This window comes from Bradyrhizobium sp. Kon58 (assembly GCF_055807455.1).
The window spans coordinates 50,326-71,269 of the sequence record NZ_JBVVOT010000002.1 but is presented as its reverse complement, the minus strand read 5'-3'; the positions used below and the strand labels follow the sequence as shown (position 1 = coordinate 71,269).

Annotated in this window: 23 protein-coding genes and 1 tRNA gene; 17 read left to right on the top strand and 7 right to left on the bottom strand. The window is 64.1% G+C overall.

Translation table 11 applies throughout. The features are described from left to right. The first annotated feature begins 24 nt into the window (after window positions 1–24). From AC0L20_RS03995 to AC0L20_RS03955, 9 genes are all read left to right on the top strand, one after another. Entirely contained in the window at window positions 25–495 is a 471-nt protein-coding gene (locus AC0L20_RS03995) for an immunity 26/phosphotriesterase HocA family protein (RefSeq protein ID WP_473287534.1), read from the top strand. Window positions 496–996: 501 nt separating this feature from the next. After that, on the top strand, window positions 997–2,154 hold the full coding sequence (locus tag AC0L20_RS03990; protein ID WP_473287533.1) for a thiolase domain-containing protein: 1,158 nt from the start codon (window positions 997–999) through the stop codon (window positions 2,152–2,154). Next, the gene (locus tag AC0L20_RS03985) at window positions 2,154–2,543 is read left to right on the top strand and encodes a Zn-ribbon domain-containing OB-fold protein (protein WP_473287532.1); all 390 of its coding nucleotides are present in this window, start codon (window positions 2,154–2,156) and stop codon (window positions 2,541–2,543) included. Before AC0L20_RS03990 ends, AC0L20_RS03985 begins: the two co-directional genes overlap by 1 nt. A gap of 210 nt (window positions 2,544–2,753) precedes the next feature. After that, a complete protein-coding gene (locus tag AC0L20_RS03980; RefSeq protein ID WP_473287531.1) occupies window positions 2,754–3,614 on the top strand; it encodes a MaoC family dehydratase in 861 nt (286 codons plus the stop codon). Window positions 3,615–3,796: 182 nt separating this feature from the next. Further along, window positions 3,797–4,675, top strand: coding sequence for an SDR family oxidoreductase (locus AC0L20_RS03975; RefSeq protein ID WP_473287530.1), 879 nt, complete (start codon window positions 3,797–3,799; stop codon window positions 4,673–4,675). Window positions 4,676–4,703: 28 nt separating this feature from the next. Next, entirely contained in the window at window positions 4,704–5,657 is a 954-nt protein-coding gene (locus tag AC0L20_RS03970; protein WP_473287529.1) for a dihydrodipicolinate synthase family protein, read from the top strand. 4 nt (window positions 5,658–5,661) lie between these two features. Further along, window positions 5,662–6,477, top strand: coding sequence for an NUDIX hydrolase (locus AC0L20_RS03965; protein WP_473287528.1), 816 nt, complete (start codon window positions 5,662–5,664; stop codon window positions 6,475–6,477). 80 nt (window positions 6,478–6,557) lie between these two features. Next, window positions 6,558–7,472 (top strand): DMT family transporter, encoded by a 915-nt coding sequence (locus AC0L20_RS03960; RefSeq protein ID WP_473287527.1) that lies wholly within the window; start codon window positions 6,558–6,560, stop codon window positions 7,470–7,472. A gap of 114 nt (window positions 7,473–7,586) precedes the next feature. Then, window positions 7,587–10,274 carry a PAS domain S-box protein gene (locus AC0L20_RS03955; RefSeq protein WP_473287526.1) on the top strand — a complete coding sequence of 896 codons (2,688 nt, stop codon included), beginning with the start codon at window positions 7,587–7,589 and terminating at the stop codon, window positions 10,272–10,274. Window positions 10,275–10,374: 100 nt separating this feature from the next. Here the strand turns inward: AC0L20_RS03955 and AC0L20_RS03950 are convergent, their stop codons facing one another. Next, window positions 10,375–10,725 (bottom strand): GrlR family regulatory protein, encoded by a 351-nt coding sequence (locus AC0L20_RS03950; RefSeq protein WP_007603093.1) that lies wholly within the window; start codon window positions 10,723–10,725, stop codon window positions 10,375–10,377. 257 nt (window positions 10,726–10,982) lie between these two features. On the opposite strand from AC0L20_RS03950, the gene AC0L20_RS03945 reads away from it, so the two are divergent. Next, complete coding sequence (locus tag AC0L20_RS03945; protein ID WP_473287525.1) at window positions 10,983–11,480, top strand: hypothetical protein; 498 nt, start codon at window positions 10,983–10,985, stop codon at window positions 11,478–11,480. Between the two features lie 50 nt (window positions 11,481–11,530). Here the strand turns inward: AC0L20_RS03945 and AC0L20_RS03940 are convergent, their stop codons facing one another. Continuing rightward, window positions 11,531–11,914 carry a VOC family protein gene (locus AC0L20_RS03940; protein ID WP_007603095.1) on the bottom strand — a complete coding sequence of 128 codons (384 nt, stop codon included), beginning with the start codon at window positions 11,912–11,914 and terminating at the stop codon, window positions 11,531–11,533. A gap of 179 nt (window positions 11,915–12,093) precedes the next feature. Here AC0L20_RS03940 and AC0L20_RS03935 point away from each other — a divergent pair, with 179 nt between their 5' ends. The 3 genes from AC0L20_RS03935 to AC0L20_RS03925 all read left to right on the top strand — a co-directional run bounded on the left by AC0L20_RS03935 (window position 12,094) and on the right by AC0L20_RS03925 (window position 13,613). Next, a complete protein-coding gene (locus AC0L20_RS03935) occupies window positions 12,094–12,663 on the top strand; it encodes a hypothetical protein (RefSeq protein ID WP_473287847.1) in 570 nt (189 codons plus the stop codon). 160 nt (window positions 12,664–12,823) lie between these two features. After that, complete coding sequence (locus AC0L20_RS03930) at window positions 12,824–13,384, top strand: hypothetical protein (protein ID WP_473287524.1); 561 nt, start codon at window positions 12,824–12,826, stop codon at window positions 13,382–13,384. A 152-nt stretch (window positions 13,385–13,536) separates the two neighbouring features. Then, a tRNA-Arg gene (locus tag AC0L20_RS03925) sits at window positions 13,537–13,613 on the top strand. A 61-nt stretch (window positions 13,614–13,674) separates the two neighbouring features. On the opposite strand, the gene AC0L20_RS03920 is transcribed toward AC0L20_RS03925, so the two are convergent. Both AC0L20_RS03920 and AC0L20_RS03915 read right to left on the bottom strand, forming a co-directional pair. Beyond that, window positions 13,675–14,640 (bottom strand): AraC family transcriptional regulator, encoded by a 966-nt coding sequence (locus AC0L20_RS03920; RefSeq protein WP_473287523.1) that lies wholly within the window; start codon window positions 14,638–14,640, stop codon window positions 13,675–13,677. A gap of 437 nt (window positions 14,641–15,077) precedes the next feature. Beyond that, window positions 15,078–15,350, bottom strand: a complete 273-nt coding sequence (locus AC0L20_RS03915) for a hypothetical protein (protein WP_084462300.1) — start codon at window positions 15,348–15,350, stop codon at window positions 15,078–15,080. 313 nt (window positions 15,351–15,663) lie between these two features. Between AC0L20_RS03915 and AC0L20_RS03910 the strand changes: the two genes are divergently transcribed. Next, window positions 15,664–16,125, top strand: coding sequence for a host attachment protein (locus tag AC0L20_RS03910; protein ID WP_473287522.1), 462 nt, complete (start codon window positions 15,664–15,666; stop codon window positions 16,123–16,125). Window positions 16,126–16,151: 26 nt separating this feature from the next. Here AC0L20_RS03910 and AC0L20_RS03905 read toward each other — a convergent pair whose 3' ends face one another. Next, complete coding sequence (locus tag AC0L20_RS03905; protein ID WP_027567447.1) at window positions 16,152–16,415, bottom strand: hypothetical protein; 264 nt, start codon at window positions 16,413–16,415, stop codon at window positions 16,152–16,154. 289 nt (window positions 16,416–16,704) lie between these two features. Between AC0L20_RS03905 and AC0L20_RS03900 the strand changes: the two genes are divergently transcribed. The 3 genes from AC0L20_RS03900 (at window position 16,705) to AC0L20_RS03890 (ending at window position 18,966) form a co-directional block, all read left to right on the top strand. Further along, window positions 16,705–17,151: a hypothetical protein gene (locus tag AC0L20_RS03900; protein ID WP_473287520.1), complete on the top strand. Its 447-nt coding sequence runs from the start codon at window positions 16,705–16,707 to the stop codon at window positions 17,149–17,151. A gap of 101 nt (window positions 17,152–17,252) precedes the next feature. After that, a complete protein-coding gene (locus tag AC0L20_RS03895; RefSeq protein ID WP_247361829.1) occupies window positions 17,253–18,125 on the top strand; it encodes a DMT family transporter in 873 nt (290 codons plus the stop codon). A gap of 97 nt (window positions 18,126–18,222) precedes the next feature. Next, entirely contained in the window at window positions 18,223–18,966 is a 744-nt protein-coding gene (locus tag AC0L20_RS03890) for a hypothetical protein (RefSeq protein ID WP_473287519.1), read from the top strand. Window positions 18,967–19,022: 56 nt separating this feature from the next. On the opposite strand, the gene AC0L20_RS03885 is transcribed toward AC0L20_RS03890, so the two are convergent. Together AC0L20_RS03885 and AC0L20_RS03880 are read right to left on the bottom strand one after the other, a co-directional pair. Further along, complete coding sequence (locus AC0L20_RS03885) at window positions 19,023–19,352, bottom strand: histone (protein ID WP_473287518.1); 330 nt, start codon at window positions 19,350–19,352, stop codon at window positions 19,023–19,025. A 66-nt stretch (window positions 19,353–19,418) separates the two neighbouring features. Beyond that, window positions 19,419–20,930: a cryptochrome/photolyase family protein gene (locus AC0L20_RS03880; RefSeq protein WP_473287517.1), complete on the bottom strand. Its 1,512-nt coding sequence runs from the start codon at window positions 20,928–20,930 to the stop codon at window positions 19,419–19,421. Between the last annotated feature and the right edge of the window lie 14 nt (window positions 20,931–20,944).

The following is a 20,944-nucleotide window of genomic DNA, read 5'->3' as shown; positions in this document are numbered from 1 at the left end:
CACGTACGGTGCGATCGACAGCAGATGAAGCTGCCCTACGAAGAAGGCTCTGTGTTCGCAATGCCGCTCCGAAACGGCGGATTTGCTCGTGGAGTCGTCGCGAGGTCGACCCGCGTGGGAAGGGTTCTGCTGGGCTATTTTTTCGGTCCGCGTCTTGAAACGTCAGCGTCGGCAACGCTCGATCACCTTCATCCTGACCAAGCCGTGACGAGAATTCGCTTCGGAGACCTAGGACTGATTGACGGGCGATGGGTGATCATCGGCAAGGTGCCCAACTGGGATCGGGCAGATTGGCCAATCCCCGACTTTGTCAGGCGAGATCCCATCTCGAGGAAGGCTTGGTTGGTGCGGTACTCGGACGTTGATCCGCTTCGCAGCGCATCCGAGCTCCTTTCAGATTATGATGACCTGCAGGGGTTGGACAGTGACAGCCTGTTCGGTGCTGGAGCGGCCGAGACAAAGATTTCAAAGCTCTTGGCTCCTCGGCCGCATTAGTCGGTAAGCCATACGATGGTGTCGGTGGTTATGTTTTCGCAAACCCGATCTCCTACAGTGGGCAGAGGCGAGAAGCGCCGTGCCCACGATCTCACCAAGATTGCATAGCAAGAGGGTGGGCATGCTTCGCTTCGCCCGCCTAGGATTTCCTGTTTGAAATCAACGATCGCTCTACTGTGCATGGGGTTGTTTTCGCGAAAAAACGTTTTTCGATAAAACGAAACCGCTTGTGCCGTCGGGCAAAACACCTTTAGGGTTCTGCCCGTCGCCCCCGTCATTGCGAGCGCAGCGAAGCAATCCAGAAATGCGTCCGCGGAAAGATTCCTGGATTGGTTCGCTGCGCTCGCAATGACGACTGCGGAAGCAGAGGCGCTCCCGCCGCACCTCGGATGATGCGCCAACCCGCTGCCCTCTCGCCCGGCGGAATATTTCCGCGCTTGCCAACAGGGCGGCAGCGGTTCAGAAAAAACCGGAAGTGAGAAACGCCAGCGGAGACCTTATTTGACCATCAAGGGCAAGGCCTACATTGCCGGGATCTACGAACACCCGACCCGGCACGCGCCGGACAAATCCACCGCGCAGCTCCATGCCGAGGTCGCCAAGGGCGCGATCGAGGATGCCGGGCTCAGCAAGGACGATGTCGACGGCTATTTCTGCGCCGGCGATGCCCCGGGCGGCGCCTGGCCGATGGTCGATTATCTCGGGCTGAATACCAAAAAGCTCCGCCATGTCGATTCAACCGAGACCGGCGGCTGCTCCTACATCATCCATCTCGGCCACGCAGCTGAAGCCATTGCCGCGGGTAAGTGCTCGATCGCGCTGATCACGTTGGCCGGCAAGCCGCGCACCGGGGCGATGCCGCCGCGCGCGGCCGGCGCCGAGGCCGATTTCGAGACGGCTTACGGCGCGACCACGCACAATGCCTACGGCATGTGTGCCATGCGCCACATGCACGACTATGGCACCACCAGCGAGCAGCTCGCCTGGATCAAGGTCGCGGCTTCGCACCACGCGCAATACAATCCGCATGCGATGCTCAAGGACGTCGTCACCGTCGAGGACGTCCTGAACTCGCCGATGATCTCCGATCCCTTGCATCGCATGGATTGCTGCGTCGTCTCTGACGGCGGTGGCGCGCTGATCGTGACGACGCCCGAGATCGCAAGAAGCCTGAAGAAGCCGCTGGTCAAGCTGATCGGCCACGGCGAGGCCATGAAGGGCCCGCGCGGCGGCAAGGATCTCGACCTCACGTACTCCGCCGGCATCTGGTCCGGCCCGCGTGCGTTCGAGGAGGCCGGCATCACGCCGAAGGACATCAAATACGCCTCGATCTACGACAGCTTCACCATCACCGTCCTGATGCAGCTCGAGGACCTCGGCTTCTGCAAGAAGGGCGAGGGCGGCAAGTTCGTCGCCGACGGCAATCTGATCTCGGGCGTTGGCAAGCTGCCCTTCAACACCGACGGCGGTGGTCTCTGCAGCAATCATCCCGTCAACCGCGGCGGCATGACCAAGATCCTCGAGGCCGTGCGGCAGCTGCGCGGCGAGGCGCATCCGAAGGTGCAGGTCAAGAATTGCGATCTCGCCATCGCCCACGGAACCGGCGGTTTGCTGGGCGTGCGGCACGCTGCCTCGACTGCCATTCTGGAGCGCGTGTGATGAGCGAGACAAAGAAATATCCGGCTCCGGTGACGAACCCTGAGACTGCCGCGTTCTGGGACGCGGCCAAGCAGGGCAAGTTCATGATCAAGCGTTGCACCGCCTGCGGCGAAGCGCATTACTTCCCGCGTTCGATCTGCCCGTTCTGCTACTCCGACAAGACGGTGTGGGAGGAGTCTTCGGGCGAAGGCACGATCTACACTTACAGCTTGATGCGGAAGTCGCCGACCGGTCCTTACGCGATTGGCTACGTCACGCTGAAGGAGGGGCCGTCGCTCCAGACCAATTTTGTCGATTGCGATCTGACGACGTTGAAGATCGGCCAGAAGGTGAAAGTGGTGTTCAAGCCGACCGATGGCGCGCCGCTGCCGTTCTTCACGCCGGTGTAGGACGCGCGGCGAGTTCTTCCCTTCCCCCCTTGTGGGGGAAGGTGGCGCGAAGCGCCGGATGAGGGGTATCTCTCCACAGAGAGATTGTTCGATGAGGAGCGAACCCCTCACCCAAGTGAGTTTGTTGCACCGTCCTCGCTGCCCTCTCCCACAAGGGGAGAGGGCACTTCAACTGGCGGTGTCGAAGACATTCGGGAGGAAACCAGAAAAATGTCCGCCAGATACGACGAACTCAAAGGCCTCAAAAACCTCGGCCAGAAATATTCCTACACCGATCGCGAAGTGATGCTCTATGCCTACGGTATCGGCCTCGGCGCCGATCCGATGGACGAGAACGAGCTCGCCTTCGTCAACGAGGGCACGCTGACGCCGCGGCCGCTCAAGGTGGTGCCGACCTTCGCCTCCGTCGCGGCGTGGGGCGCGGGTCCGGGCGAGATGAACCTCAACCGCGTGATGGTGGTCGACGGCGAGCGCGACATCACCTTCCACCAGCCGCTGCCGGTCGCTGCGCACATCACCGCCGATTCCTCCGTGGTCGAAGTCTACGACAAGGGCAAGGACAAGGGCGTCGTCATCAGCCACCAGACCGTGCTCAAGAACGAGAAGGGCGAGAAGCTGGCAACGCTGGTCGCCTCCCGCTTCGCCCGCGGCGACGGCGGCTTTGGCGGGCCGAACCTGACCCAGCCGGATCCGCACAAGATCCCGTCGCGCGCACCCGACACGACGATCGACATCGTCACGCGCCCCGACCAGGCGCTGGTCTATCGTCTCTGCGGCGACCGCAACCCGCTGCACTCCGACCCCGAGTTCGCGAAGAAAGCCGGCTTTCCGCGTCCGATCCTGCACGGCATGTGCACCTACGGCATCACCTGCCGCGGCGTGCTGCAGACCTATGCCGACTACGACGCCTCCGCCTTCCGCCAGCATGTCGCGCGGTTCTCCTCGCCGGTCTATCCCGGCGAGACCGTGACCATGGACCTCTGGAAGGACGGCAGCACGATCTCGTTCGAAGCCAAGGTGAAGTCGCGCGGGGTCACCGTGATCAAGAACGGCAAGACGGTGCTGGGTTAGCAACACGCGACGGCCGTCGTCTCCCTCGCCCCGCACTTGCGGGGAGAGGGCGGGGTGAGGGGCTCTCTCCACCAGCCGAGACGGTAGTGAGACCTGTACCCCCTCACCCGGATCGCAAGGGCGATCCGACCTCTCCCCGCAAGCGGGGCGAGGTAAGAAAAACAAAACAGGGAGACGCCACCATGGGACTACTCGATGGCAAGGTTGCGCTGATCACCGGCGCGGGCGGGGGCCTCGGTGAGGCCTACGCGAAGCTGTTCGCGCGGGAAGGGGCTTCCGTCGTCGTCAACGACCTCGGCGGCCCCCGTGACGGCTCCGGCGCCGACACATCGATGGCGCAGCTCGTGGTGGATGCGATCAAGGCCGAAGGCGGCAAGGCGGTCGCCAACGGCGCCGACATCTCCACGATGGAAGGCGGCCAGTCGGTGTTCGACGACGCCATCAAGCATTTCGGCCGCGCCGACATCCTCGTCAACAACGCCGGCATCCTGCGCGACCAGACCTTCGCCAAGGCTAGCGAGTCGGACTGGGACAAGGTCATCAAGGTGCATCTGAAGGGCACCTTTTGTTGCACCATGCCGGTGTTTCGCTGGATGCGGGAAAATGGCGGCGGCGTCATCGTCAACACCTCCTCGACCTCGGGCCTGATCGGCAATTTCGGCCAGAGCAATTATGGCGCGGCCAAGGGCGGCATCTGGGGCCTGTCCAACGTGCTGGCAATCGAGGGCCGCAAATACAACATCCGGATCTGGACGCTTGCGCCGGGCGCGCTGACCCGCATGACCGCAGACCTGCCCCGCTATAAGGAGAACCCCGGTGCGGCGCTGGAGCCGGACGGCATCGCGCCGGCCGTGCTATACATGGTCAGTGACTTGTCCGGCGACCAGACCGGAAAGGTGCTGGGCGTGTCCGGGCCCCGCGGCGTGCGCGAAATGCGGATGATGGAAATGGACGGCTGGAAGCCGCCGCACACGGGCTGGAAGGCCCAGGACATCGCCGATCATGCCAAGGAGATCTTCTTCTCCGAAGAGCAGATCAAGATGGGGGCGCGGCGGTTTTAGCCATCGACAGAGAGAAACAAGGACAACGATGAAACTCACCGCCGACGCCAAGGGCACCTTCGCAATCGCGCCGACGCCGTTCCACGACGACGGCCGGATCGACGAGCGCTCGATCGACCGCCTGACCGACTTCTACGAGGAGGTCGGCTGCGACGGCGTCACGGTGCTGGGCATCCTTGGCGAGGCGCCGAAGCTCGATGCCGCCGAGGCCGAGCAGGTGGCGGTACGCTTCGTCAAGCGCGCCAAGACAATGCAGGTGATCGTCGGCGTCTCCGCGCCGGGTTTTGCCACCATGCGTTCGCTGGCGAAGGCATCCATGGAGGCAGGCGCGGCCGGTGTGATGATCGCACCGCCGCCGTCATTGCGGACCGACGACCAGATCATCGGCTATTACAAGCAGGCGGCCGAGGCGATCGGCCCCGACGTGCCCTGGGTGCTCCAGGATTATCCGCTGACCTTGTCGGTGGTGTTCACCCCCGCCGTGATCCGCAAGATCGTCACCGACAATCCGAACTGCGTGATGCTCAAGCACGAGGACTGGCCGGGGCTGGAGAAGATCTCGACGCTGCGCAACTTTCAGAGGGACGGCTCGCTGCGGCCGCTCTCGATCCTCTGCGGCAATGGCGGGCTCTTTCTGGACTTCGAGATGGAGCGCGGCGCCGACGGCGCCATGACCGGCTATGCCTTTCCCGAACTCCTGATCGACGTCGTGCGACTTTCGAAGGAAGGCAAGCGCGACGCTGCCCACGATCTGTTCGACGCGCATCTGCCGCTGATCCGCTACGAGCAGCAGCCTGGTGCTGGCCTTGCCGTGCGCAAATACGTGCTGCAGAAGCGCGGCATCATTGCCTCCAGCGCCCAGCGCAAGCCCGGTGCCACCATCACGCCGACGGCGAAGGCAGAGGTCGAGTACTTGCTGTCGCGGGTCGCCCGGGTCGACAAGCGCGCCAATCTCGGCCCGCAATCCAGCGCGGCAGGTTAGTCGGATGGCCGAGGCATCAGCATCACGCCCTGCGTCGACGATCCTCCTGCTGCGCAATGGCGCAAAGGTCGACGGCAAGAGCCGCGACGAAATTGAAGTCTTCATGATGGTCCGCCATCATCAGATCGAGTTCAATTCGGGCGCGCTGGTGTTTCCCGGTGGCAGCGTCGATGCCGGCGATCAGGAGATCGTCGCGCGGTCCGACCTGTATTCGGGCGGCGAGGGCCTGAGCGAAGCGGACCGCGGATTTCGGATCGCCGCGATCCGCGAGACCTTTGAGGAAAGCGGCATCCTGCTGGCGCGGTCGAAAGAATCGGGCACGCCGGTCGGTGCCAGGCGCGCCGGCGAGATCGCCGATGCGCATCGCGTCGCGCTCAACGAGCACAAGGTCAACTTCCTGAGCATTCTGGCCGACAACGGCCTCCAGCTCGCGCTCGATACGCTCGTGCCTTACGCACACTGGATCACGCCCGAGGGGATGCCAAAACGTTTCGACACCTGGTTCTTCCTTGCGGCAGCACCGCCCGACCAGCTCGGCGCGCATGACGGCCGGGAGTCGACCGATTCGATCTGGGTCTCACCGCGCGAGGCGGTGGAGGGCGGCGAGAGCGGCCGCTTCAAGCTGCCGTTCCCGACCACGCGCAATCTGATCCGGCTCGCCAAGCAGTCGAGCGTGAGCGCCGCGCTCGAGCACGCCCGCGGCATGTCCGTCGTGACGGTGATGCCTGTCATGACCAAGACCGAAACCGGCCGTCAGCTCCGCATTCCCCGCGAGGCCGGCTATGACGGCGAGGTGTTCGAGGTCGGGGCGCTCGGCTAGGACACTTCGACACACAACGAAGTATCGGCGAGGGTAGACGCGCTAGGTTCCGTCCCTGACAACAGGACGGGGCGCGCGACATGGACAACCGGCAGGACAACAACATTGTCGTCGAGCTGGCGCTACTGCTCGCGCTGGCGACGCTCTGGGGCGGCTCCTACACCTTCATCAAGCTCGGCGTCGCCACCATTCCGCCGATCACGCTGATCGCGGCGCGCACCACGATTGCGGGCCTGCTGCTGCTCGCGATCATGTGGGTGCGGGGCATCAGGATGCCGAATGATGCCGCGACCTGGCAACGCTTCGCCTTCCAGGCCGTGCTCAATAGCGTGATCCCCTGGACATTGATCGCCTGGGGCGAGCGCCACGTCGATGCCGCGCTCGCGACCATCCTCAACTCGGCAGGCCCGATCTTCACCTTCCTGCTCACGGCGGTCGTGACGCGTCACGAGGCGACGACACCGCGGAAGCTGGTCGGCGTCGTCGCCGGCATGGCCGGCATCCTGCTGATCGTCGGCGTCGATGCCGTCCATGATGTCGGAAGCGGCCTCGTCGCGGAGGCCGCCATCGTTGCCGCCACCATCTGCTACGCCTGCGCCGCGATCTTCGGTCGCGGCTTCAAGGGCCTCGATCCCATGGCGCCCGCGGCCGGCTCGCTGCTGGCGGGGGCGGCGGCGCTGATCCCGGCCTCGCTCATCGTCGAGCAGCCCTGGACACTGTCGCCCTCGCTGAGTTCCGTGCTGGCGCTGCTCGCGCTGGCGACCTTCTCGACCGCCGCGGCCTTCGTGATCTATTTCCGCCTGATCCAGACCCTGGGCTCGGTCGGCACCACCGCGCAGGCCTATCTGCGCGTGCCGATCGGGGTTGCCATCAGCGTCGCCTTCCTCGGCGAGAGCCTGAGCCGGACCGCCTGGATCGGCCTTGCCTGCGTCGTCCTCGGCGTCGCCGCCATGACCATCCCGTCCCGGCGGCCGGCCGGCGTCAAAACGTCATAAAACCGGGGCCGAGGAGGGCAGATATTAAGGATATTCGGCGGCGAGAGGCATGTTCCCCCGGGACCGCAATACGTCGTATATTGGAGCACCAATAGCCGGGTCCTCACATCACCAATGTCCGCCGAATTGACGCCGACCCCTGAGAAAAAGCGAACATTCTCGCTCTCCATCGGCCAGCTCACGTTCGGCAGCTTCCTTCTGGTGCTGGCGGTGATCATCGTCACCTCGACTGCGAGCGTGATCGCGATCCGGCACATCGACACGACCTTTGCCGAGCTGCAGCGGCTCCAGAGCGTCGGCGATCTCGCCGAGGACATCGACCGCCGCATGAACGAGCTGCGGCTCGCCGCGCGCGACTTCGTCACCGATCCCGGCGCCGGCATCCAGTTCAAGCAGGTGGGCGAGGCGGCCTCGACGCTCAGTGACATCCTGAAGAAGACCCGCATCGAGCTCGTGCCCGAGCAGCAGGACATGATCGACGGGGTCAGCGAGCGGCTTGCGACCTATCGCAGCGGCCTGGAGCGGATCTCGACCTTGATCGACCGCCGCGCCCAGCTGCTTGCCGGCCTGCCGCCGCTCCGCGACCAGTTCGACGCGGCTGTCTCCGGCACCGGGGACCGAGAGTTGGCGTCCCGCCTGTCGGAAGCGCAGAGCCGGATCGCGCTCGGTTTGCTTGCGCGCAACCCGTCCGCGGCCGAGCAGGCGGCGCAGAGCATGCGGGCGATGGGCGTCGCCGATCCCAATCTCAGATCGGCCGTCAACAATTACGCCGAGGCGATCATCGCGGTCGCGGTCCGTGAACGGCAGATCGCCGACATCGATCGCGAGGTGCTGGGAACCGAGGGCCGGCTGATCGGCCGCGTCACCGAGCTGCTGCGCGAGGTCAGCGCCCGGCGCGGCCACGTGCTGTCGCGCGACTTCGCCCGCACGCTGACGGAGGCGCGCTGGCAGAGCATCGTGCTCGGTACCATCGGCGTGCTGATCGGCATTCTCGCGGCCGGCTTCGTGGTGCGGCGGACGGTCCGTCCGCTCGCCCAGATCGCGCGGTCGATCCGCGCGCTCGCAGCCGGCGAGAAGAACACCTCGATCCCGTCCGCCGACCTCGACAATGAGATCGGCGATATCGCACGCGCAGCCGAAGTGTTCCGCCGCGCGCTGGAAGAGGCCGACACGGCACGCGAGGCGGCGGTGCGCGCACTGACCGAGCAGCGCCTCGCCGAAGAGAGCTATCGGAAACTGTTCGAGGGCTCGGTCGACGGCATCTATGTCACGACACCGGCCGGTGACCTCCTCAACGCCAATCCGGCGTTGGCGCGGATGATGGGCTACGATAGCCCGCAGCAGCTGATCGACAGCATCAACGACATCGCCCACACCATCTATCTCAATCCCGAGGCGCGCGTCGAATATCAGCGGCTGATGGCCCGCGACGGCATGGTGCGCGAGTTCGAATACCAGGTGCGCCAGCGCGGCGGCGACATCCTGTGGCTGTCCGACAGTGCCACCGGCGTCCGCGACGAGGCGGGCAATATCGTCCGCTACGAGGGCACGCTGCGCGACATCACCGACCAGAAGCGCGCGGAAGACGCCATCGCCGAAGGGCGGCGCCTGCTCCAGCAGGTCATCGACACCGTGCCCGCGGTCATCAACGTCAAGGACCGCGACCTGCGCTACGTGCTGATGAACCGCTACATGGCCGGCATCTTCGGCATCGAGCCCGGCGATGCGCTCGGCCGCACCACGGCCGACCTGATGTCGCGCTACGGCGCGGCCAAGTCCGACGAGAGCGACAAGCGCGTGCTGACGCTGCGAAAAGGTCTCGGCTTCTACGAAGAGGAGTACATTGATTCGTCTGGCCACATGCGGCAATGGCTCGTCAACAAGCTGCCGCTGCTCGATGCCGAAGGCGAGATCGAGCGGATCGTCACCGTGGCGCTCGACATCGGCGAGCGCAAGCGCGGCGAGCAGGAGATGCGGAAAGCCAAGGAATCCGCCGAGACCGCGCTGCGCAATCTGCGCGAGACCCAGGCCTCGCTGATCGAGGCGGAGAAGCTGGCGGCGCTCGGACGCCTCGTCGCCGGCGTCGCGCACGAAGTCAACAATCCCGTCGGCATCAGCCTCACGGTCGCCTCAGCGCTGGAACGCAAGACCGCGATGTTCACCGCCGAGGTCGAGCGTGGCGAGCTGCGCCGCTCCGCGCTCAACGACTTTCTCCACACCAGCCGCGATGCGTCCTCGCAGCTCGTCTCCAATCTCAATCGCGCCGCCGAGCTGATCCAGTCGTTCAAGCAGGTCGCCGCCGACCGCAACTATTCGGACCAGCGCAGCTTCGATCTCGGTGACCTCACCGAGCAGGTGGTGATGAGTCTGCGGCCGGGCCTTCGCAAACACAATCTCACGCTCAATGTCGAGTGCCAGCCTGATCTGACCATGAACAGCTATCCCGGACCGTACGGCCAGGTGCTGACCAATCTGTTTCTCAACGCGGTGGCGCACGCCTTCCCGGACGGCCGGCCGGGGACCATCGACATCCAGGTGCGCGAGTCCGGCAAGGACAATGTCGAGATCATCTTCTCCGACAATGGCTGCGGCATGTCGCTCGATGTCCGCCGCCGTGCCTTCGATCCGTTCTTCACGACGCGGCGCGACCAGGGCGGCACCGGTCTCGGGCTGCACATCGTCTACAGCATCGTCACGAACAGGCTCGGCGGACGGCTCGATCTGGATTCCGAGCCGGGCAGCGGCACACGTATCCAGATCATCCTGCCGCGCGTGGCGCCGCTCGAGCAGGCCGCGGAATAGCTCACGCGTTTTCGAGCGAAGTGGATGCCGGCTCGGGTGAAGAAAATGCGTCGAAACAACAATTGGGGGTTTCAGTTCTGATTCAATCAGAACCGAAGCTCTAGTCGGCCTCTGCAAGCTTGTGCAGCGTCGCGCCGAAAATCTGGCTGGCCTTTCCGACCAGTGCGGTGCCCGTCATGTCCCCGCGCGTCTCCGTGAACGTGCCGCTGACGCCGATGCCGACCGCGGCAGGGCCGCCGAACAGCGGATTGTCGTCACCCCGCGGCGAGGTGTGACGCTGGACCAGCACCTCGCCCTTGAAGGTGTTGTCCTTCACCGTGTAGCTGCCGGTGTAATAGAGGTAGGCATCGCCGCCAAGAATCTTGCCGTCGCGAAACAGAATCACGCCGCTGCCCTTGCCGACCCGACCATCGAGCAGGTTCACGTGAATCGAATAGAGGCCGTTCTTCATAACGTCCCGAGGCCGGCCGCCATCGCCCAATGGCGTAACCGGTAGGGCATTTATGCCAAAGGGCATGCGGCCACGCAACGCGGCAGTTTGGCCGCCGACCTTGCGAGCCTGCCCGTGAGCCGTAGTTGTCCCGGCTTGTCTATGACACCGCCATGACGGTCTGATCATGAAGCGAGGCCAGTCGTTGCGAATCAAGTTGGCCCGCGAAATGCATAACCATTGTTGCACTGGCCGCGGGGTGCTGGAGCAAGACAAACGTGAGCAACTGGATCGATTCCGGCGGCGAGAAGCCGCGTCTGTACAGTGTGCGTCCCACGATTTGCGAAACACGACAACGGCGGATCGGCGGCGCAGCACGCTGGCGAACCGTGGCGAACCTAGCATGCGTCCTGGCCCTGATCGCACTCGCGGCCCCCTTCGGCCACGCGCGCGACCGCGGCCAGTTCGTCAACACCAATGCCGAATTGAAGGCCTGGTTCGACGGACTGCGAAGCGGCAAGGGGCCTTGTTGCTCCGATGCCGACGGCTCGGCGCTCTCGGACACCGACTGGGACAGCAAGGACGGGCACTATCGGGTCCGCGTCCCGCGCTATGGCTACATGATCGACGGCCGACCGCAGGAGCTCGTCTGGGTCGACGTGCCCGAGGAGGCCGTGATCTCGGAGCCGAACCGGGTGGGGCGCACCATGGTCTGGCCGATCTACGGCTACATGGGCGTCGCCGTCCGCTGCTTCATGCCCGGCAGCATGACTTGAGGCACGCCGGGCGGCACGTCGCCCGGTGAGCCGATGCGGCACGTGCCGTATCAGGTATATTTCTTGTCGCGCTCGAGCAGCTCGATGGAGATGCCTTCGGGGCCGCGGATGAAGCAGATGCGCACGCCGGGGCGGATCGTGGTCGGTTCGCGCGTGAAGGTGACGCCCTTGGCCTTGATCTCGGCGGCGACGGCGTCGATGTCCTTCACCGTGAGACCGAAATGGTCGAGGCCTTGATGCGGGTGCGGCGGCGGCGGGTTGACCGCATTGTCGCCCTCGAGCGGCGCAATGAAGATCCTTGCGCCGCCGAGATTCACGTCGATCCGTCCGGGCGCTTGCACGATCTCGCCACCGAGGATGTCCCGCAGCCAGGCCGCCGTGGCCTCCGGATCAGGGCTGCGCAGATGGACGTGATCCCAAGTGACGACTGGCATTTCATGTTCTCCCGACAGATCTTGATGTTGCAGCGCATGTTAGCGGCCTCGGCCCGTGACCGCCACCGCTCTTGCCGACTCGGCAGCTGCGCGGGAACCTTAGTTCGCCTTCCGGATTAAGGTAAGCAGTGGCCGAATCCGTTGTCGAACGTGATCCCGCCGCGATCGGTGAGGCAACCATGAACGCTGGGTTTGACCGCATCGGGATAGGGCGTCTCGCCGGAACCGGCGAGCGACTGGCGCGGGCGGTGACGATCGCGAGCGTTTCATTTGGGCTAGGCCTGCTGTGGCTGTTGGCGGCCATCATCGTCGGTTGCGGCATTGGGATGCTGCTCCCCCTCTCCAGAGGCAACAGTGCAGAGCCGGTGAAGTCTGAGATGGCAGCGGTCGCGACGGCGCCTTCGGGCGATGCGGCCGCCGCGTCGCCGCCTTCCGAAGCTCCGATTCCGACAATGGCAGAACTCGGTCGGATCAGGATTTCATCTCAAACCTGGCGCCGCGGCGGCCTTGGCTCGAAGGCGCTGGTGACGCTCACGCTGCGCAACGACAACGACTATGCCGTAAAGGATGTCGAGATCGTCTGCGCTTTTGCGCGGCGCGATGGCAGTCATCTCACCGACCGCACCCGCGTTCTGGCGGATCCGGTCAGCATGAAGAGCCGCAAGACTTTTGCGCGCATTCCTGTCGGCTTCGTCAACGTGAATGCCGATCAGGCAAAGTGCTCGCTTGTGGCAGCACGTCGGACATAAGGCCGGCAGTGCCGGGTAGCGGAAAAGTTACTGTGCTGGGGCCTTGGCCGAAAAACTTGGCGTCGCCATTTGAACCGAACGGCTGGGCCAGGAACCAATTAAATGATCGCCTGTTAAGGCGGAGAGCCCACGCGGGGATGCGGCGGGCGGAGCGTGGCCAATGCCCATCTTTCGGTATTTCTTCTTTGTCGGTGGAGCCTTGCTCGCACTGCTGTTCGCGGCGAACTACGTTCTGCCGACTTCGCCTGTGACGCAGGCGATCGCAACCGCAGGCAACGAACAGCCGTTGATTCGGATCCGGTCCGATCGCCACCTGCCGGAGCGTGTCGTACTCGACACCAGTCAGCCGACGCTTGCCGCCCCTGCGGTGAAGGTCGCCGCCGTCGCGGCTCCCCAGCCGGCAGTGGAGGGCATGTCACCCGCTTTGGCCGAGATATCAGCCAAGGCGCGGGTCCGCGAGACGTTCGCCCAATTCACGCCGGCTGCGAAGGCCGATACTGCTGCGGTCAGGAAGACCGAAGCCAGGACGCAAATTCAGCCGCAAGTTCAGGCCCAGGCCCAGATTCCGCAGGCCCAGCCCGCTCAGACCCAATCCTCCCAGATCTCGGCGCAGCAGCCCAAGCGCAAGATCGCCAGAACGCATCCGGTGCCGCAGCAAGGGCGGCCGATGATGGTGATGGCGCAGCAGCCGCATTTCGGCTTCTTCAACAGCACCTGGTAAGGGCGGGTCTGACCCGTCTCGAATCGGGGCGGGAAGGGCTTTTTATTGGACGGCCTCTCTGCTAATTCGAACCCATCCGAACGTCGTCCGGCCTGCTGGCTCGCCAGCAGCGATCTGGGGCGTCTCGGCTACGGCCCAAGATCTGGGCCAGGGCGCTCGTAGCTCAGCTGGATAGAGCATCGGATTTCGATTCCGAGGGTCGGGAGTTCGAATCTCTCCGAGCGCGCCAATTCCGGAAATGTTCCGAAGAGGGCGCTGACAACAACGACCGCCGCAACGGCCTGCCCCCGTCAGCTAGCCGTCGGACCGGCTTGCCGGCCTCGTGCCAGCGTGTCGGACGGCGCTTCGTGGAAGATCGCGCGGTAAGCTGCGGAAAACTCTCCCAAATGGTGAAAGCCTTGGGCGCGCGCGCATGTGGCGACGGTGGCGCCGCTGCCCTTGAGAAGGCGAGACCGGGTCTCCCACAATTTTTTCAGGCGAATGTACTGGTGCAGGCTCATGCCACGCACTTTGCTGACGGCGCCGCCGAGCGTCCGGATCGAGACGCCAAACTCGCCGGCCAGATCGGCGGTATAGATCGGAGCAGTCGGATGTGCTGCGACGTAATCGTCGATCCGTTGCACAAGTTTGATCGATCGCTCGCCCTGGACGGAGGCACTCCGGTCCGAGAGCGAATCGATGCGGAACAGATCGTCGAGCGCGAGCAGCAGGCCTTCCTGGAGATGGGCGGCGACCTCGGTCGTTTCGAACAGGGCCGGCTGCACCGATGCGGTTCGCAGAATGTCGAGCAGGAGCTGCCGTATGTGGAGCAAAGCGGAGCGGTTCGCGCCATAGGCCCGCAAATCGTCCGCCTGATCGAACCAGCCCCTGTCACTCAGGCCGGGTGAGAAGATGATCATCGCATGATGATTGGTCCGGCGCTCGACGAAATGGCATTCATCGCTGCCGCGGAGCGCGATGAAGAAACGCGCGTCAAGATCCATGCCCTTGGAATTGACCTGAAGGTCGTCCGTCATGGGCAGGATCACCATCCCGCCGTGCATCCGATAGGCGCCGTCGAGGATGCGCGCGAACGATCGCATCATGACGATGCGGCAGCCGGGCAGGGAGACGACAGCGCGAGCCGCCGCGAAATTCCGGACGTCGAGCGGAATGCTTCTCGCATCCTCCATCGACTCGATCGGCCGAAACGCATCGACGTCGGCAAAGCCGATCAATTGAAGCGCCGAGGATGGGGCGAGGGCGTCGAACAACATGCGTGTGGCCGGCTGCCGCAATATGACAATCAAATGAACGTCGGAACATCGCCATCAATGGCGAAACATCGCGCTTCAGTAAACCGGATTCCGGGCCGTAGTATTGCGGACATCATGGCATGAAGCGGGCGGATCGATGTCGTCGTCAACGGTCTCGAGTCATCGGCTGGCCGGAGGCGAGGTCGATGAAATGCAGCCGCGTGCAGGCGGGACAGGCGAAGGAGGCAAAGCTCTGTGCCTCCTGTCTCTGTTGCTTCTCAAGATGTGTCTGCACATTCATGCCCGTCTGGGGACATCGAAAAACGATCAAATCGACCATCGTCGGAGAATGACGGCGTGGCGGATTTCGTCTTTGATCTAGATCAGTTTTGGAATGACTCCAGACCAACATCCTTGATCTCGCAAAAGCGAAGGGGCCCCGGAGGGCCCCTTTAGAATCACCAGCGGCGATAGCGTGGTCCGTAATAGCGAGGCCCGCCATAAAAGCGCGGTGCATACCGGGGACCGTAGTAGGGCCGCGGCGCGTAGTATCCATAGTAGTTCGGGCGCCAGAAACAGCGTCCCCAGGCGTCACAGACCATGCGGACCTGCTCGACGTCGGAAACCTGCGGCGTCGCAGGAGCAGGCGCGATGGGCATGGCGGACGCCGCCGGTGATGCGACCAACGCACCCAGCAGGGTCGCGGCGACGAGGCCAATTCTAAGCTTCATGATGTCTTTCTCCGCTTACGCAATACAGGGATATCGAAGTTTGTTCTGATCAAATTGTGGCGGGGCGAAATGTAATGCTGATGAACAGGTCTTCAGCCAGCCCGCCGCAGGCCTGACCTTTAGCTCCGGCAGACTATCCCAGGTTCGCGCTCTTGACCAATACTGCGCTTGCGTTTGCGCCTCCGCAGGACATCGCCACCATCCTTGATCCCGCGCAATTCTCCGATACGGCTTCGTCCCTAAGCTAGCCTTGTGGCCAGCCTTTCGAGCAATTCGAAGAGCAGGCTCGCGAGGTCGCTTTGGAGCTGTGCAAATGGACAAAATGAGAATCGAAAAGGGTGACTGGCTGGTCGTGTGCGACGGGCGCAAGGCGCTCATTCTGGAAAACCTCGGCGACGAGATGTTTCCGAACCTCCACACCAGGGAGGTGCACGAGCAGCCTAATCCGTCGACCAGCGCGCAAGGGAGCGACGCGCCGGGCAGGCTCCATGGCGCGGCCGGCACCGCGCGCAGCTCGGTGGAGCAGACTGATTGGCACGACGAGGCCGAGCGCGCCTTCCTGCGCAGCCTGGCCGGACGACTCGATGCCGCCGTCAGCTCAGGCGAGACCTCGGCCTTGACCATGGTGGCCTCGCCGCGTGCGCTCGGGATGATCCGCGCCGACTATTCGGATGTGGTGCGCAAGGCACTCCAGGGCGAGGTCGGCAAGGACCTCGTCAAACTGCCGGTCTACGAAATCGAGAAGCAATTGCTGCTGTCGGGCGCCGCCAAATAGCGGCCCCCGGGACGCGCCTGCGCCCCTCAGTAGCAGGGGTGCCGGCGGCGGTCCTGACCGACATAGGCGGCTGCGCTCTGGTAGCAATGGTTGGTCGACGGGCCGTCGTAAAAGGCGAACGTCCCGGGAGTCATGCCGGGCCCGTAATTGTGGAGATAGCTGATCGGGTAGGGCAGCGGGTTCGTGGTATAGCGGTGGTACCGGTGATGTCCCCGTGCCTCCGCGAGGCCAGGGGCAAGGATTGCGGCTGACAGGGCAGCAATCGCGGCTACAAGCTTCAACTTGCTCATCTCGAATCTCCGGAACCCGCACGAATAGGTCAGCCGTTTATAGCCAGTTCGGGCGGCCGGAACACCCGTCTGCAGCCCGGAAATCGGGGCCAATCCCGCAGATTCCCGGGTGGGTGTGACAGAATTGCCGGTTCTGTGGTCCGGACTTGCCCATTTTTGGCCTTTTCGAGATGCTTAACGAATTCCCCACACAAGTGTGACCAAAGAGAATTAGCTCAAGACTCCTGTTGCCGGCTTCTTGGGGTCTATAGGCCGGTCCATTCCTGAAGGCTTTCGCCGTCACCTCGCCATGCGCATCACGCTTCTGAGCCTGCTGTTGCTCTCGGTCTTCGCCGCCACGCCGGCGCGGGCCGAGCTGCACATTACCCGCGACCACGGCGGCTATGTCGAGGAGTACAAGGCCAAGTACAAGCGCGTCCGCGAGAAGGGCGAGCGCGTCATCATCGACGGCATCTGCAACTCGGCCTGCACCCTGGTGCTCGGCATCGTGCCGATGAACAAGATCTGCGTGACGCCGCGCGCCAGCCTCGGCTTCCACCAAGCCTACTACGACAAGGCCTTCACCTTCGGCATCAAGGTCACCAGCGCGGAGGGGACGTCCGACCTGATGGCCTATTACCCCGACACGGTGAAGGACTGGATCCGCCGCAATGGCGGGCTCACCACCGACATGAAAAAGATCAAGAACGGCGTCGAGCTCTGGAAGATCATCGATCCCTGTCCGGACGAATGGTGAGCGGCTGAACCGTCCCGTCCGTCGCAGCGCAGCATCGTCCGGACGAAATTGGCCGAAATTCGCATTGCCGCATTGGTCCCCGGTGGGGCAATGAGGCGGCAATGAATCATAATCAAGAAGCCCTGACCGCCCGCGCCGCGCCGATCCTGTTCGTCCTGCTCTGGAGCACGGGCTTCATCGGCACCAAATACGTCGTCAACAATGCCGATCCCCTGACCTATCTCGCCATCCGCATGGCGTTCGTGGTCGGTCTGATGGCGATCATCGTCGCGATTGCGCGGCCGAAATGGCCGGACCGGATCGGCATCGCGCACAGCGCCGTCGCCGGCATTCTGGTCCATGGCTTCTATCTCGGCGGCACCGCAATCGCGATCGCGCACTCGATTCCGGCCGGGCTCTCCGCGCTCATTCCGGGCCTTCAGCCGATCCTGACCTCGACCATCGCCAACCGCTGGCTCGGGGAGAAGGTGACGCCGGTGCAATGGGCGGGGCTCGTGCTTGGCCTCGGCGGCGTCGTGCTGATCCTGCACGGCCGTCCGATGACCGGCGAAGCCGGGCTCGGTTGGCTCGCCTCCGTGGTCTCGCTGATCAGCATCACGCTCGGCACGCTCTATCAGCGCCGCTACTGCAACCACATCGACTGGCGCGCCGGCAATCTCGTGCAGTACGTGTCCGTCACGATCTTCTTTGCGATCGGCGCCTTCCTGTTCGAGGACCGCGTGGTGCACTGGACGCGCGAGTTCATGCTCGCGCTGGCCTGGCTCGCCGTAGCCCTCTCGATCGGGTCGATCGGGCTGCTGTACTGGCTGATCCGCCATGCCGCCGCCACGTCTGTTGCAAGCCTGTTCTACCTGGTGCCCGCCGTGACGGCGCTGATGGCTTATCTGCTGTTTGGAGAAAAGCTCGATGCGCTGGCGATCGCGGGCATGGTGATGTGCGCGGCCGCGGTGTTCGTGGTCAACCGGCGCTTCTAGGACCGGCGGGCCGGGCCGCCAGAATACATCCCTGACGTGCGCGGCAAGATCGTGCTAGGGTCGGCGCATTTCAGTGGCCCTTTCACAGGTGATTTCCATGAAGAAAGCGAGACGCGCATTGCTTGGCAGGTCCCTGAAGCCGGTCCGGATTGCCTGCATCAACTACGCGGAGCCGACGATCAGCGGCCGCAAGATGGCCAGGCTCACAGCGGCGCTCCAGAAATGCTACGACAAGCACTTCCTGCCGGTGTGGGGCTATCCGGTCGACCTCTATGTCAGCGAAAAGCCGAAGCCGGGCGAGTGGCAGCTGGTCTATTTTGACGAGGCCTCCCACAAGAACATGCTCGGCCGCCATGAGCTGACGCATCGCCGCCAGCCGATCTCAAAGATCTTCGTCAAGGCGCTGGGCGACGAGCCGGTCAGCGTGGCGGCCTCGCACGAGCTGTTCGAGATGGTGCTCGATCCCATGGCCAATCTCTGGGCCGACAAAAACCGGAACACCCAATATGCCTATGAGGTCTGCGACGCGGTGGAAGAGGACACCTTCATCGTCGCCGGCTTCGAAATGTCGAACTTCGTCTATCCGTCCTGGTTCGAACCGTTTAGGCATCCCCGGGGCACCAAGTTCGACCACAAGGGAACGCTGAAAGAGCCGTTCTCGATGACCGAGGGCGGCTACGTCATCAAGAAGGTCAACGGCAGGAAGGTGATCAAGGCGTTCGGCTCGCCCGAGAAACGGCGGCGCTTCAACGCCGAGGACCGGCGCGGTCATCGCAGCGAATTCCGCGATCCGCAGGGCGAGCATCACCCGGGCCGGCGCGCGGCTAAGCGGCGGGGGTAGGGCATCGCTGGAGCCGTCTCCGGGCGCGTCCGCCCCCGGAGACTTGAGCGTTGCGATCAGCGCTTGGCCTTCTTGGCCTTCTTTTTCGACTTGGCAGCTTTCTTCGTCGCCTTCTTTGCGGTCTTCTTCGACGACTTCTTGGCCGCCTTCTTCGACGACTTCTTTGCAGCTTTCTTCGAAGTCTTCTTGGTGGTCTTCTTCGAAGTTTTCTTCGCAGCCTTCTTGGCTTTCTTCGTGGAAGCCTTCTTCGGCGCTACTTTCTTCGCAGCCTTCTTGGCGGCCTTCCTGACCTTCTTCACCGCAGCGACAGCGGCGTCCTTGGTCGTTTCCACGGCGGCGGTGATCGTGTCCATCGCCTGTTCGGTGATCGGCTTGTCGTCGTCCATAGTGTCCCCCACGGTTTGCATGGAGCGATGACGATAGCGCGTTTCATAATTGTGTCAAAGCAACGCTCAACCTTTGCGGATCTTGGCGTAGGCCGCGAGCGCGCGCTCTCGTCCCTTGGCATGATCGACGATCGGCTGCGGATAGGTCTTGCCGAGCGTGACGCCGGCGCTCGCAAGCTCGATCGGCGTGGCTTCCCAGGGCTTGTGGATCAACTTGGCCGGCACGTCCTTTAGCTCGGGCACCCAGCGCCGGACATAGGCTCCATCCGGGTCGAATTTCTCGCCCTGGAGCACCGGACTAAACACGCGGAAATAGGGCGCCGCGTCGGCGCCGCAGCCGGCCACCCACTGCCAGTTGGCGGGATTGCTGCCGGCATCCGCATCGACCAGCGTGTCCCAGAACCAGCTTTCGCCGTCGCGCCAGTCGATCAGGAGGTGCTTGACCAGGAACGAGGCGACCACCATCCGCACCCGGTTGTGCATCACGCCGGTGTGCCACAGCTCGCGCAGGCCGGCGTCGACGATGGGATAGCCGGTGCGCCCGCGCTGCCACGCGGCGAGCGCCTTGGCGTCGGGCTTCCATAGAAAGCCATCGAAGTTTGCTTGGAGGTTTTCAGTGGCGAGGGTGGGATGGTCGTGCAGCAGGTGGCGGCAGAACTCTCGCCAGCCGAGCTCGCTCAGGAACTTGTCGATGCCGGATCCGATCGCGGGATTTTCCGCCGCGGCGAACCGCGCGGCGTGCCAGACTTGGCGCGGGCTGAGCTCGCCGAACCTCAAATGCGGTGACAAATGTGAGGTGCCCTCGCGGTCCGGGCGGTCGCGATCGCCGACATAGCCTTGTGCGGTGTGCTTGAGGAAGTCGCGCAGGCGGGCGCGGGCGGAAGCTTCGCCCGGGGTCCATGTCTCGCGCAGGCCGCCGGCCCAATCGGGCTTGTCCGGCTCGAGCTTCCAGGCCTCCAGCGCGTCGCTGGCGACTGTGGGCGCAGGACGCAGCTCCTTCGGTACCGGCAGGGGCTTCGGCGGATCGCCGAGCGCCAGCACGCGCCGCCAAAACGGCGTGAACACGCGCAAGCCGCGGCCTTCCTTGTTGCGGATCGCCGCAGGCGGAACGAGCAAGTCGCCCTGGAAACTTTGCGAGTCCACGCCGCTCTTTGCCAGTGCCGCTTCGAGCTGCCGCTCGATCGCCTGATGCGGCGCCTGTGCGATCCCGTTCCAGTAGACCGAACGCGCTCCGCTCTCACGCGCCACCTCCGCGATTACCCTGGCCGCCGACCCCTTACGCAGGATCAGCGATCCGCCGCGCGTGGCAATATCGGCGCCTAGCGCCCGCAGCGACTGCGCCAGCCACCAGCGCGCCGCGGCGCCCGGCGCTCGCCCGGCCGCGTCGTCCAGCACATAGAGGCATATCACCGGCGCGCCGGTCTTCGCAGCGGTCTTGGCGGCCGCGTGGAGGGCGGGGTGGTCGGACAGGCGGAGGTCATCGCGAAACCAGACGATGATGGGCGGAGCGCTTGGCGTAGTCCTTAGCGTATTTCTGGGCGTGGTCAGGGGTGTCCTCGTTAACGATTTGGAAAGCATGTCGCGATGGGAAC

What these genes read in the sequence shown, in the direction of transcription:
- AC0L20_RS03885 (WP_473287518.1), bottom strand. Translation starts at nt 19,352, where the DNA reads ATGGACGACGACAAGCCGATCACCGAACAGGCGATGGACACGATCACC.
- AC0L20_RS03920 (WP_473287523.1), bottom strand. Translation starts at nt 14,640, where the DNA reads ATGTTGTTCGACGCCCTCGCCCCATCCTCGGCGCTTCAATTGATCGGC.
- AC0L20_RS03900 (WP_473287520.1), top strand. Translation starts at nt 16,705, where the DNA reads ATGCGCATCACGCTTCTGAGCCTGCTGTTGCTCTCGGTCTTCGCCGCC.
- AC0L20_RS03890 (WP_473287519.1), top strand. Translation starts at nt 18,223, where the DNA reads ATGAAGAAAGCGAGACGCGCATTGCTTGGCAGGTCCCTGAAGCCGGTC.
- AC0L20_RS03905 (WP_027567447.1), bottom strand. Translation starts at nt 16,415, where the DNA reads ATGAGCAAGTTGAAGCTTGTAGCCGCGATTGCTGCCCTGTCAGCCGCA.
- AC0L20_RS03995 (WP_473287534.1), top strand. Translation starts at nt 25, where the DNA reads ATGAAGCTGCCCTACGAAGAAGGCTCTGTGTTCGCAATGCCGCTCCGA.
- AC0L20_RS03960 (WP_473287527.1), top strand. Translation starts at nt 6,558, where the DNA reads ATGGACAACCGGCAGGACAACAACATTGTCGTCGAGCTGGCGCTACTG.
- AC0L20_RS03965 (WP_473287528.1), top strand. Translation starts at nt 5,662, where the DNA reads ATGGCCGAGGCATCAGCATCACGCCCTGCGTCGACGATCCTCCTGCTG.
- AC0L20_RS03935 (WP_473287847.1), top strand. Translation starts at nt 12,094, where the DNA reads ATGAACGCTGGGTTTGACCGCATCGGGATAGGGCGTCTCGCCGGAACC.
- AC0L20_RS03985 (WP_473287532.1), top strand. Translation starts at nt 2,154, where the DNA reads ATGAGCGAGACAAAGAAATATCCGGCTCCGGTGACGAACCCTGAGACT.
- AC0L20_RS03970 (WP_473287529.1), top strand. Translation starts at nt 4,704, where the DNA reads ATGAAACTCACCGCCGACGCCAAGGGCACCTTCGCAATCGCGCCGACG.
- AC0L20_RS03980 (WP_473287531.1), top strand. Translation starts at nt 2,754, where the DNA reads ATGTCCGCCAGATACGACGAACTCAAAGGCCTCAAAAACCTCGGCCAG.
- AC0L20_RS03950 (WP_007603093.1), bottom strand. Translation starts at nt 10,725, where the DNA reads ATGAAGAACGGCCTCTATTCGATTCACGTGAACCTGCTCGATGGTCGG.
- AC0L20_RS03895 (WP_247361829.1), top strand. Translation starts at nt 17,253, where the DNA reads ATGAATCATAATCAAGAAGCCCTGACCGCCCGCGCCGCGCCGATCCTG.
- AC0L20_RS03955 (WP_473287526.1), top strand. Translation starts at nt 7,587, where the DNA reads ATGTCCGCCGAATTGACGCCGACCCCTGAGAAAAAGCGAACATTCTCG.
- AC0L20_RS03930 (WP_473287524.1), top strand. Translation starts at nt 12,824, where the DNA reads ATGCCCATCTTTCGGTATTTCTTCTTTGTCGGTGGAGCCTTGCTCGCA.
- AC0L20_RS03940 (WP_007603095.1), bottom strand. Translation starts at nt 11,914, where the DNA reads ATGCCAGTCGTCACTTGGGATCACGTCCATCTGCGCAGCCCTGATCCG.
- AC0L20_RS03880 (WP_473287517.1), bottom strand. Translation starts at nt 20,930, where the DNA reads ATGCTTTCCAAATCGTTAACGAGGACACCCCTGACCACGCCCAGAAAT.
- AC0L20_RS03975 (WP_473287530.1), top strand. Translation starts at nt 3,797, where the DNA reads ATGGGACTACTCGATGGCAAGGTTGCGCTGATCACCGGCGCGGGCGGG.
- AC0L20_RS03915 (WP_084462300.1), bottom strand. Translation starts at nt 15,350, where the DNA reads ATGAAGCTTAGAATTGGCCTCGTCGCCGCGACCCTGCTGGGTGCGTTG.
- AC0L20_RS03910 (WP_473287522.1), top strand. Translation starts at nt 15,664, where the DNA reads ATGGACAAAATGAGAATCGAAAAGGGTGACTGGCTGGTCGTGTGCGAC.